Below are 8,395 nucleotides of genomic sequence, written 5' to 3' on the forward strand. Positions count from 1 at the left end.
CGACGCGCTGGCGCTCTCCGACGACCGGCCCGCGCCGCCCGCCGACCACCTGCGGGCCCGGCTCGCCCGCGTGGCCGTGCCGCGCCCGAGGCGGGGGCTCGGCTTCAGGAGATGTGGTTGCCATGAACGAGACCGCCCCGCGCAAGACCCGGCACACCGCCACCACCGCTCGTACCGACGACAGCGCCGCCGCCCGCAGGAACGCGGCCGCGGCCCTCCAGCGGGCGCTGGACCGCCGCGACAACGGCGGCGCGACCGGCCACTGACCGGCCCGCCGACGCCGTACGAGCCCTGACCGCGCACCGCCTCACGGGTGCGCCGCGAGCCCTCAGCCGCCGCGCACCACCTCGAACGCGTCGACGCGCCGGCCGTTCTCCGCGAGAGCGCTGACCTTCAGCCGCGGCCTGCTGCCCGGCTCGGCCTCCACCGCGAGGAAGGAGTAGCCGGTGTAGCGGACCCGGGACCACTCCACCAGGTCCGGGTCGGGCAGCCGCAGCTCGGTCCAGTGGAACGTCAGGATGTGCTCGTGGTCGTGGACCGCGCCCTCGTAGCTGTCCCGCACGCCCGGCCCGAACCCGTACAGCTCCTTGCCGGCCCCGCCCGCCGTGACGTACACGATGCCGTCGCGGGTGGGGTCGGTGGTCGCGCCGATGGGCACCCGCCGGCCGACCTCGCCGCCGCGGATGGCGTCGGTGCGCTCGTAGACGTGGTTGTGGCCGTTGATCACCAGGTCCACCTGGTGCTTCTCGAACAGCGGCACCCAGGCGTCCCGCACCCCGCCGTCCGAGGCGTGGGTGCTGGTGGAGTACGCGCAGTGGTGGAAGAACACCACCACGAAGTCGACGCCCGGGGTGCGGCGCAGCTCGCCCAGGCGCCGCTCCAGCCAGGCGGTCTGGCGGCCGCCGGTCACCCCCCGATTGGCGGGTATCTCGTACGAGACGTCATTGGCGTCGAGCGCCACCACGCCCACGTTGCCGTGGACGAAGGAGTACACCCCCGGCGCCGCCCGCGGGTCGGGGCCGTTGTCCGGCATGCTCCAGCGGGCCGCCTGGCCGCCGTAGCCGTTGGGGGAGTACCAGGCCTCCATGTCGTGGTTGCCGGTGGTCACCATCCACGGCACCCGGGAGGCCACCGACTCCGTCTGCGCCAGGAACTGGTCCCACACCCGCGCGTCGTAGACGTCCGACTCCTTGCCGTGCCCCGAGGAGTCGGCGTAGCACAGATCGCCCGCGTGCAGATGGAACGCGGGGTTCTGGCCCAGGATCAGCTGGTCGTTGGCGAGCGCGTGATAGCTGACGCCCTGGTCGCCGAAGGCGGTGAAGACGAACGGCTCGGCCGCGGCCGGCGCGGTGCGGAAGGAGCCGATGGTGCCCAGCCGGCTCGCCTCGGCCGGGTCGAAGCCGTCGTGCCCGACGCCGTAGTAGTACGTGGTCCCCGGGCGCAGTCCGTCGAGCGCGGCGTGCAGATGGAACTGGCGCACCTCCGGGAGCTTCTTCGACAGCGCGGGCGTGTGCAGCGGGCGCACCTCCGCCTCGATGCGCCGGCTCAGCTCCCAGGGGGCGAGCCCCACCCGCAGGAACGGGCGGCGCACGGCGAGCGGCACCTGCCAGGAGATCCGCATCTGCGTCCTGGGGTCCGCGCCGAAGGCCAGCCGGCGGCCGAAGGGGGCCACCAGCGAGCCGTCGACGCCGGCGGCCGCGGTGCTCGTGACCAGCGTGGGGGAGGGGCGCGCGGGCCGGCCGGCGGCGCTCGCGGGGCCGGCGCCGAGGCCGCCGGCCAGCAGCGCGGCGCCGCCCGTGGCCGCGCCGCCGCGCAGCAGACCGCGCCGGGAGAGGGTGGCGCGCAGATACTCGTGCTGCTCCGGCATGCTCATCCGGCGCGCCAGGCGCTCGGGTATGCCGACTCGTGGGGTGTCGGAGGTCGAACCGGGGGTTGCCGTCATGCCGACAACGTGTCAGGAGCGGCCAACTCCCCGCTGTACAACGGGTGAACGGCGGGTTGCGGGCGCTTCGGCCCCGGCCGTGCGGGGTCGCTTCCAGCGCGGTGCCGACCCTCCGTGGCCGCGCGGTCCGTCCGGCATGCGGACAGGCCGTGTCATGACGTGGGACGAGGAGTAGGGTGCCCGCATGTCTCGCAGCATCGATCTCGCAGTCATTCCCGGCGACGGCATCGGCCCGGAGGTCGTGGCCCAGGGCCTCAAGGTCCTCACCGCGGTGCTCGGCCGGGACGTGAAGCTGGAGACCCGGGAGTACGACCTCGGCGCCCGGCGCTGGCACGCCACCGGGGACACGCTCCCCGACGCGGAGCTCGCCGCGCTGCGCGGCCACGACGCCATCCTGCTCGGCGCCATCGGCGACCCCTCCGTGCCCTCCGGGGTCCTGGAGCGCGGGCTGCTCCTCAAGCTCCGCTTCGCCTTCGACCACTACGTCAACCTGCGGCCGACCAGGCTCTTCCCCGGCACCGCCTCCCCGCTCGCCCTCCGCGACGGGCAGTCGGTCGACTTCGTCGTCGTCCGCGAGGGCACCGAGGGCCCCTACACCGGCAACGGCGGCTCCCTGCGCACCGGCACCCCCGCCGAGGTCGCCACCGAGGTCAGCCTCAACACCGCGTACGGCGTGGAGCGCGTCGTCCGCGACGCCTTCGCCCGCGCCGCCGCGCGGCCCCGCAAGAAGCTGACCCTCGTGCACAAGAACAACGTGCTGGTGCACGCCGGCCACCTCTGGAAGCGGATCGTCGACGCGGTCGCGGCGGAGTACCCCGAGGTCACCACCGACTATCTGCACGTCGACGCCGCGACGATCTTCTTCGTCACCCAGCCCGAGCGGTTCGACGTGATCGTCACCGACAACCTCTTCGGCGACATCCTCACCGACCTGGCCGCCGCCGTCTCCGGCGGCATCGGCCTCGCCGCCTCCGGCAACATCAACCCCACCGGCGCGTACCCCTCCATGTTCGAGCCCGTGCACGGCTCCGCGCCCGACATCGCCGGCCGGGGCAAGGCCGACCCCACCGCCACGGTGCTCTCCGTCGCCCTGCTCCTGGAGCACCTCGGCCTGACCGCCGAGGCCGCCCGCGTCGAGGCGGCCGTCGCCGCCGACCTCGCCGAGCGCGCCGGCGCCGCCCCCCGCACGACCGACGAGATCGGCGACGCGCTCGCCGCACGCGTAGCCACCGGCTAGCCCGCCGGCAGTGGCGGGCCCCACGTGCCCGCCGCTGTCCTCCTCAGCGGTCCGGGTGCGACCATCGACCCGGGCCGCATTCACCTGTTCCGGCCACGGCACCACCCGAGCGATAATCGGACGTGGGGCCGCGGCATGAGGGAAAAGCTCGGACGTCCTCGCGATGCGGGGGCGCGTGAGTGCGGTCCGTCACACACAACGGTGAAGGACACGTACTCATGACGACGCCCACGACGATCGAGCTCAAGCCCTCCTCGCACCCGCTGTCCGACGCGGAGCGCGAGGCGATTCTGGCCAACCCCGGCTTCGGCCGGCACTTCACCGACCACATGGTGACGATCAAGTGGACCGAGGGCCGCGGCTGGCACGACGCCCAGCTCGTGCCGTACGCCCCGCTCTCCATCGACCCGGCCAACATGACCCTGCACTACGCGCAGACGATCTTCGAGGGGCTGAAGGCGTACCGCCAGCCCGACGGCGGCGTGGCCACCTTCCGCCCCGAGGAGAACGCCGAGCGCTTCCGTGCCTCCGCGCGCCGGCTCGCCATGCCCGAGCTGCCCGTGGAGACGTTCATCGCCGCGTGCGACGCGCTGGTCACGCAGGACAGGGCGTGGGTGCCCAGCGAGGGCGAGCAGTCGCTCTACCTGCGCCCCTTCATGTTCGCCAGCGAGGTCGGCCTCGGGGTGCGGCCCGCCAACGAGTACCTCTTCATCGTGATCGCCTCCCCGGCCGGCGCGTACTTCCCGCAGGGCGTCAAGCCGGTGTCCGTCTGGCTCTCCGAGGAGTACGTCCGCGCCTGCCCCGGCGGCACGGGCGCGGCCAAGACCGGCGGCAACTACGCCGCCTCCCTCGTCGCCCAGGCCCAGGCCATCGAGCACGGCTGCGACCAGGTCGTCTGGCTCGACGCGATGGAGCGCCGCTGGATCGAGGAGATGGGCGGCATGAACCTCTACTTCGTCTTCGGCGACCGCATCGTCACCCCCGAGCTGACCGGCTCCCTGCTGCCCGGCATCACCCGCGCCTCGCTGCTGCGCATCGCCGCCGACCTCGGCTACGAGGTGAGCGAGGGCCGGATCTCCGTCGACGACTGGAAGCGGGGCAACGCGGACGGCTCGCTGACCGAGGTCTTCGCCTGCGGCACGGCCGCGGTGATCACGCCCGTCGGCTCGGTGAAGTCCACGAGCGCGGACTGGACCGTCGGCGACGGGCAGCCGGGTGAGGTGACGATGAAGCTGCGCAGGGCGCTGCTGGACATTCAGACGGGTGCGGCGCCCGACACGCACGGCTGGATGCACCGCCTGGCCTGAGCGGTGCGCGCTGCGCGCGCGTGAGCGGTACGTGGTCGTGCCGCGCGTTGTGATGACGCCGCGCTCCCGAGCCGCGGAGGCCCGCCCCGACTCGCGTCCGGGACGGGCCTCCGCCCGTTTCAGGCTCTGGGAGCGCCGGGTGTGACGCGGGCGACGAGGGCGGCGGCGACGGCGGCGCGCAGCCGCGCGGCGTCGGTGAGCAGCCGGTCCGGGCCGGGCGGGACGGCCCAGCGCACGAGCCGGTCCCGGGCGAGCCCGGGCACGGTGAGCCGGCAGCCCTCGCCGAGGACCTGGATCTCGTACGCCTCGGGCCACGCCCACCGGTCGGCGCTCCCGGCCGCGACGAGCCAGGAGTAACGGGGCGAGGCCCCGGCCTCCTCGGCGACGACGGCGCCGGAGCGGTCCCCGAGGTGCGCGAGCACGCGCAGTGCCCAGAGGCGGGGCATGCGTACGGCGTCCCAGCCGTGGCACCGGCCGGCGCGGGCGATGTTGACACCGGCCCCGCGCGGAATCCAGTCGAGAGTGTGCATACGACGATGCTGGAGGCGGTCGCTGGCCACAGGGGGCACAGTTCGTGCCCCCTGTCCGTGCCTCACGCCGTCAGCAGTCCGATGTCCACGGCGAGGCGCGCGGCGCGGCGGCGGCGCTCGGGGGAGGGGGCCGCGGTCTCCTCCAGGACGATGCGCTTGGCGTAGCCGTTCCAGCGGACGGTGTCCGGGGCGGCGGCGTGCGCCTGGGCGAGGGTGGCCAGGGCCGCGTCGGGCCGGCGGTCGAGGTGGTACGCGCGGGCCTGCTCGATGCGGTGGCGGGCCCGGCGCGGCCGCGAGGGGATCGCCGTGGCCTCGGCGCGGGCCGCCTGGCGCGCGCTCTCGCCACCGGCGTGCAACTCGACGGCGACGGTGACCGCGTGCGCGCCGAGGATGGCGCGGCCGAAGCTGGTCACGGGGTGGAAGTAGTCGGCGGGCAGCCGCTCGGCGACGCTCACCGCCCGGTCCCAGCGGGACCAGGCCCGGCCGCTCTCCCCGCGGCGGGCCGCGGTGTAGGCGGCCTCGAACTGGAGGGCGCCGTAGATCGCCCGCACCTCGTCCGGACCGTCGGGCAGGAACGCGCCCAGGTGGTCGAGCACCTCGTGCGTGACCTGGTCGGCCGCGTCGTAGTGACCGGGGCCCGCGTCCCGGTGCGCCTGCGCCGTCAGCCAGGCCGCCATGCCGATGGCGTGCGGGTCCTCCGACTCCTGGGCCGCGACCATGGCGCGCTCCGCCACCCGCCACAGCAGATGGCCGTCCGGCTGATAGGCGAGGAAGAACTGCGCGAGGGAGTAGACCTCCGCGAGCACGGCCTGGGCGGACCGCCGGTCGGCGGCGGACTGCGCCTGCCGGGCGGCGAGTCGGGCGTCCCGGATCAGCTCGGGCAGCAGCCCGCCGAGCACCTCGCGGTGGTCCGGGGCGGCGTGCCGGGCGGACCAGGCGCGGGCGAGCCGGGCCCGCAGGTGGTCGGCGGGCGGCGCGGGCCGGTCGTCGGAGAGCGCCAGCGCGTCGACCGCGGCGGCCACCGCGGGGAGCCGGCGGTGCCCCGGACCGCCGAACAGCGGCACGTGGTGGGCCCGGTCACCGGTGAGCTCGGACAGCTCCCGCACCCGGAGCGCCTCCGCGACCGCGAGCACCACGTCGAGCTTCGGCGTCCTGAGCCGGCCGTTCTCGATCTGCTTCACCCACGACGCGGACTTGCCCACCAGCCCGCCGAGGGTCTCGCGCGTCATTCCGCGCCGTGTCCGCAGCAGTTGCATGCGCTGTCCGAACGCGAGGGGGTCGCGGTACGGGTCCGGGGTGGCGTCAGCGGGCACGGTCTCGCCCCTTCTCTGCGAACTCTGCTGCTCGGCTTCTGTGCCTCTCGGCGTAGGACTGCGAAAGGCCGCGAAAGGATCGTCCCTGCCAGAGTAGGGCCCGAACGGGCCGCGGTGGCCCGCTTGTTCGCGTCCGACGGGACATGTGGAGGCTCGATGACAGGCCGCGTGCTGTATCTCCTGGGCTCGGGCGCCCCGCCCGTCCTGCACGTCGCCGATCCGATCCGCCGCGCGCGAGCCGAGGGGTGGGACGTGTGCCTCGGGCTGACGCCCACCGCCGCGCGGTGGCTGGAGGCGGAGCTGCCGCTGCTGGAGGAGCTCACGGGGCACCCGGTCCGGTCCCGCTACAAGGCGCCGGGTCAACCGGACGTCTGGCCGCCGTGCGACGTGGCGGTCGTCGCCCCGGCCACGTTCAACACGGTCAACCGCTGGGCGCTGGGGATCACCGACACGTTCGTCGTCGGATTCGCGGCGGAGGCCATCGGCAAGCGCATCCCGCTGGTGGCGATGCCGTGCGTGAACGCGGCGTACGCACGGCACCCGCAGTTCGACCGCTCGATCGCGACACTGCGCGCGGCGGGCGTGACGGTCCTCTACGGCGAGAACGGCTTCGTACCGAACGAACCGGGCGCGGCCAGGCCCGCGGCGTACCCCTGGCACCTGGCCCTGACCGCGGCCCGCGCGGCGACCGGGAACGGCGGCGCCTAGGCGTTCGGGCCCCCGCCGGGGAGCGGGAGGCCGGCCGTTCCCGGTGGCGCATCGCCCAGGAGACTCGGAAGCTCGGTCAGGGAGTCGATCCGCCAGTCCGCCGCCGTGACGACGTCGGGCGCGTCGGCCCAGAGCCGGCCCCATGGGCCGCGTCGTATGTGCGCGGTGCGCAGCCCGGCCGCACGGGCCGGGAACACGTCGTTGTGCGGGTGGTCACCGACGTAGACCGTCCGCTCCGGTGCCGTTCCGGCCAGGGCGAGGACACGCTCGAAGAACGCCGCTGCGGGCTTCGCGACCCCCCACTCGCCGGACACGGCGACCGCGTCGGCGGGCAGCTCCAGCGCGCGCAGCAGTTCACCCGCGCGGCGCGTCTGATTGCCCGCGATCACCACGCGGAAGCCGAGCGCCCGCAGCTCGCTCAGCGCGGGCCGGACGTCCGGGTAGAGGTCCGACTCGTCGAGGCGCTCGCCGCGTCCGGCGGCCTCCCGGGCCGCGTACTCGGCCGCGATGTCGATGCCCGGCCGGGCCAGGCGCAGCGCGTCCGCGTTGTCCCGACCCTGGGCGGTCACCGCTCCGACGAGCGCGGAGAGCGTGTGCGCGGGGACGCCGAGCCAGTCCGCCCAGGAACCCCAGTAACGCTGGTCATCGGTGAGCGTCTCGCCCACGTCGAACACGACGGCCTCGATCACGCGCAGCAGCCTAGGGCTCGATGAGCGGCCACGCGATCCCCGCGCCATGCACCGACCCACCCAGTTCCGTCGCGCTCCCCATATGTCTGAACTCGGCCGCATTATTACGGCAGTTCGGCTAAAAGGGGTCGAGAGCGGGTATCACTGCTGATGGTGGCGACGTCCGCATGAACGGAGGGGGCACGATGCTCGATCAGCACGCACCGCTTCTCGTCAGTCCCGCAGAGGCCAGGGCGCTCGAGGCGGCCATGGTGGAGCCCGAGGCAGGGGTGAGCGGCGCGCCGGTGTACGCGCCGGAGGCCACGGGCGGGATTCTGCTGAGCATCCTCATCTCGCCGAGGGAACCCAGGGAACCGAAGGAGCCGAAGGGGACGTGAGTCCCGATCGGTCGCGGAGCGCATACGCCGCGTCGGCGGCCGACCTGGCTCTCCGTGCCCTTGAGGCGCTCCGCCGCACCGAGGGCACGGCGCCGGTCGCCCGACACGTCGACGAGGCGGACGACGTCAAGGCGGCGCTGGCCGCCATCCGTGTCGTCGGCGCCGACCTCTTCGCCCCGTGCCTCCTCGCCGACGCGGCCCTCCACCCCGAGGACGCGGCGGCCGTCGCCCGGTCCGGCGCGCCGGTGTACGCGCCGGAGGCCACGGGCGGGATTCTGCTGAGCATCCTCAT

Annotated in this window: 9 protein-coding genes and 1 pseudogene; 6 read left to right on the top strand and 4 right to left on the bottom strand. The window is 74.4% G+C overall.

The genetic code is table 11. The features are described 5' to 3' along the window. The first annotated feature begins 122 nt into the window (after positions 1-122). Entirely contained in the window at positions 123-266 is a 144-nt protein-coding gene (locus tag ACSNOD_RS24870) for a hypothetical protein (RefSeq protein WP_436769273.1), read from the top strand. A gap of 62 nt (positions 267-328) precedes the next feature. Here the strand turns inward: ACSNOD_RS24870 and ACSNOD_RS24875 are convergent, their stop codons facing one another. Next, entirely contained in the window at positions 329-1,942 is a 1,614-nt protein-coding gene (locus ACSNOD_RS24875) for a purple acid phosphatase family protein (protein WP_436769274.1), read from the bottom strand. Between the two features lie 184 nt (positions 1,943-2,126). On the opposite strand from ACSNOD_RS24875, the gene ACSNOD_RS24880 reads away from it, so the two are divergent. Next, positions 2,127-3,179 carry a 3-isopropylmalate dehydrogenase gene (locus ACSNOD_RS24880; RefSeq protein ID WP_436769275.1) on the top strand — a complete coding sequence of 351 codons (1,053 nt, stop codon included), beginning with the start codon at positions 2,127-2,129 and terminating at the stop codon, positions 3,177-3,179. 218 nt (positions 3,180-3,397) lie between these two features. After that, complete coding sequence (locus ACSNOD_RS24885; protein WP_436769276.1) at positions 3,398-4,486, top strand: branched-chain amino acid aminotransferase; 1,089 nt, start codon at positions 3,398-3,400, stop codon at positions 4,484-4,486. Between the two features lie 119 nt (positions 4,487-4,605). Here the strand turns inward: ACSNOD_RS24885 and ACSNOD_RS24890 are convergent, their stop codons facing one another. Together ACSNOD_RS24890 and ACSNOD_RS24895 are read right to left on the bottom strand one after the other, a co-directional pair. Continuing rightward, positions 4,606-5,016, bottom strand: a complete 411-nt coding sequence (locus tag ACSNOD_RS24890; protein WP_436769277.1) for a hypothetical protein — start codon at positions 5,014-5,016, stop codon at positions 4,606-4,608. Between the two features lie 62 nt (positions 5,017-5,078). Continuing rightward, on the bottom strand, positions 5,079-6,329 hold the full coding sequence (locus ACSNOD_RS24895) for a helix-turn-helix domain-containing protein (RefSeq protein WP_436769278.1): 1,251 nt from the start codon (positions 6,327-6,329) through the stop codon (positions 5,079-5,081). A gap of 156 nt (positions 6,330-6,485) precedes the next feature. Here ACSNOD_RS24895 and ACSNOD_RS24900 point away from each other — a divergent pair, with 156 nt between their 5' ends. Continuing rightward, on the top strand, positions 6,486-7,037 hold the full coding sequence (locus tag ACSNOD_RS24900) for a flavoprotein (protein ID WP_436769279.1): 552 nt from the start codon (positions 6,486-6,488) through the stop codon (positions 7,035-7,037). Here the strand turns inward: ACSNOD_RS24900 and ACSNOD_RS24905 are convergent. Further along, complete coding sequence (locus ACSNOD_RS24905; RefSeq protein ID WP_436769280.1) at positions 7,034-7,726, bottom strand: HAD family hydrolase; 693 nt, start codon at positions 7,724-7,726, stop codon at positions 7,034-7,036. The genes ACSNOD_RS24900 and ACSNOD_RS24905 overlap by 4 nt on opposite strands. Positions 7,727-7,911: 185 nt before the next feature. Here ACSNOD_RS24905 and ACSNOD_RS24910 point away from each other — a divergent pair, with 185 nt between their 5' ends. Then, positions 7,912-8,103, top strand: coding sequence for a hypothetical protein (locus ACSNOD_RS24910; RefSeq protein ID WP_436769281.1), 192 nt, complete (start codon positions 7,912-7,914; stop codon positions 8,101-8,103). Next, positions 8,100-8,395 (top strand): annotated as a pseudogene (locus ACSNOD_RS24915) (hypothetical protein); the annotation flags it as partial. The gene ACSNOD_RS24910 and the pseudogene ACSNOD_RS24915, both read left to right, overlap by 4 nt.

Source organism: Streptomyces sp. URMC 123 (genome assembly GCF_051386515.1).
GTDB lineage: Bacteria > Actinomycetota > Actinomycetes > Streptomycetales > Streptomycetaceae > Streptomyces.

What these genes read in the sequence shown, in the direction of transcription:
- ACSNOD_RS24900 (WP_436769279.1), top strand. Translation starts at nt 6,486, where the DNA reads ATGACAGGCCGCGTGCTGTATCTCCTGGGCTCGGGCGCCCCGCCCGTC.
- ACSNOD_RS24890 (WP_436769277.1), bottom strand. Translation starts at nt 5,016, where the DNA reads ATGCACACTCTCGACTGGATTCCGCGCGGGGCCGGTGTCAACATCGCC.
- ACSNOD_RS24910 (WP_436769281.1), top strand. Translation starts at nt 7,912, where the DNA reads ATGCTCGATCAGCACGCACCGCTTCTCGTCAGTCCCGCAGAGGCCAGG.
- ACSNOD_RS24875 (WP_436769274.1), bottom strand. Translation starts at nt 1,942, where the DNA reads ATGACGGCAACCCCCGGTTCGACCTCCGACACCCCACGAGTCGGCATA.
- ACSNOD_RS24870 (WP_436769273.1), top strand. Translation starts at nt 123, where the DNA reads ATGAACGAGACCGCCCCGCGCAAGACCCGGCACACCGCCACCACCGCT.
- ACSNOD_RS24885 (WP_436769276.1), top strand. Translation starts at nt 3,398, where the DNA reads ATGACGACGCCCACGACGATCGAGCTCAAGCCCTCCTCGCACCCGCTG.
- ACSNOD_RS24880 (WP_436769275.1), top strand. Translation starts at nt 2,127, where the DNA reads ATGTCTCGCAGCATCGATCTCGCAGTCATTCCCGGCGACGGCATCGGC.